The organism is Spirosoma sp. 48-14, assembly GCF_001898575.1.
Lineage (GTDB): Bacteria > Bacteroidota > Bacteroidia > Cytophagales > Spirosomataceae > Spirosoma.
In genome coordinates, this window is sequence record NZ_MKUD01000054.1 from 1 (window position 1) to 1,107 (window position 1,107).

Consider the following 1,107-nt stretch of genomic DNA (forward strand, 5'->3'; position numbering starts at 1 on the left):
CATCATCATTATATCCCGAAAGTATATTGGTAATCGTATTAAACTCCGCCATAACCAATACCATTTCCGAGTTCATCCCATCCCAATCTTCCTGTTCAAAGTTGAGTTCGATTTTCTTTTGGGGAGGGACTAATGTTTTCCTGTCGAAATGCAGAGCTTTATCTTCTTCGTTTGAGGCATTCAGTAGGTCATTAATGATTTCCTGAATGTAGTCCTGTATAAAAAAGTTTTCAATGCCTAAGTAGGCTGCAAGTTTCCTTTTTTTACTTGATACAAGTTCATCAACAATAGAAAGAATTTGGTCTATCCCCTTAATCGAAGTATCGCCATCTAAACCCTGAATTAGTGTAAATTGTTCCGGTGACACTTCGTGGTTAACATACATTTCCCAATTTGGAAATTTGTCTTTCCAGTTTTTTTGGTATTTTTCAAAATCTCCTTCTTTATTTGCTGCACCTAAAACTTTTGTTTCAAAATCAGTTTTGCTATATTTTCTTGGCGCATAACAAGCCAATATCTTTTGTTCGGGCAAAATAGTACCGTCATTGCCTTTATCCTTATTCCTCCTGATGGGCGTATAGTTATCAACGCCATATTTCAAAAGAAACAGTTCATCAATAAATTCTTCGAACTCAAATCCTTCTTTGGATTGAATTTGCATTTTAAAAGCGTTCTTCAATAATTTATCCATATACAAATCAGAGTTCCAAATTAATTTTAACCGTACCGTCAAATCCCTTTTCTACTATCTCTTTAAGGGTTTGAAGTTTGATATTATTGCCATAATCAGTTTCGACCTTAGAAATGTAACTCCTTTTCTTACCCACTTTTTGGGCTAATTGTTCTTGAGTTAGCTGTCTTTGTTCTCTGGCTTCTTTCAGCATTTCTCCAATATGTCTGCCTGATATTTTCATCTCAAAAAGGATTAAAATTGACTTTATTATGAATGTACAAATGTAATTTAAAAGTTGCATTGAACCAACTGTAAATTGCAATAAAAGCCTCCCATCATTTGTACTTCCGTTCTGGAAGTCCCCACCAACAAAGCCACTCACAGCCAAACACTTCCTTTGACTGCCACTTTCTTATAACGCCTCTTTTTCCACA

Annotated in this window: 2 protein-coding genes; both read right to left on the reverse strand. The window is 35.2% G+C overall.

Annotation, left to right across the window (positions count from 1 at the left end):
* The coding region (locus BGO59_RS24755) for a hypothetical protein (protein WP_293687866.1) at window positions 1–691 on the reverse strand (691 nt) is incomplete at its 3' end.
* 7 nt (window positions 692–698) lie between these two features.
* Window positions 699–914 (reverse strand): helix-turn-helix transcriptional regulator, encoded by a 216-nt coding sequence (locus tag BGO59_RS24760; RefSeq protein WP_109570615.1) that lies wholly within the window; start codon window positions 912–914, stop codon window positions 699–701.
* Window positions 915–1,107: the final 193 nt, after the last annotated feature.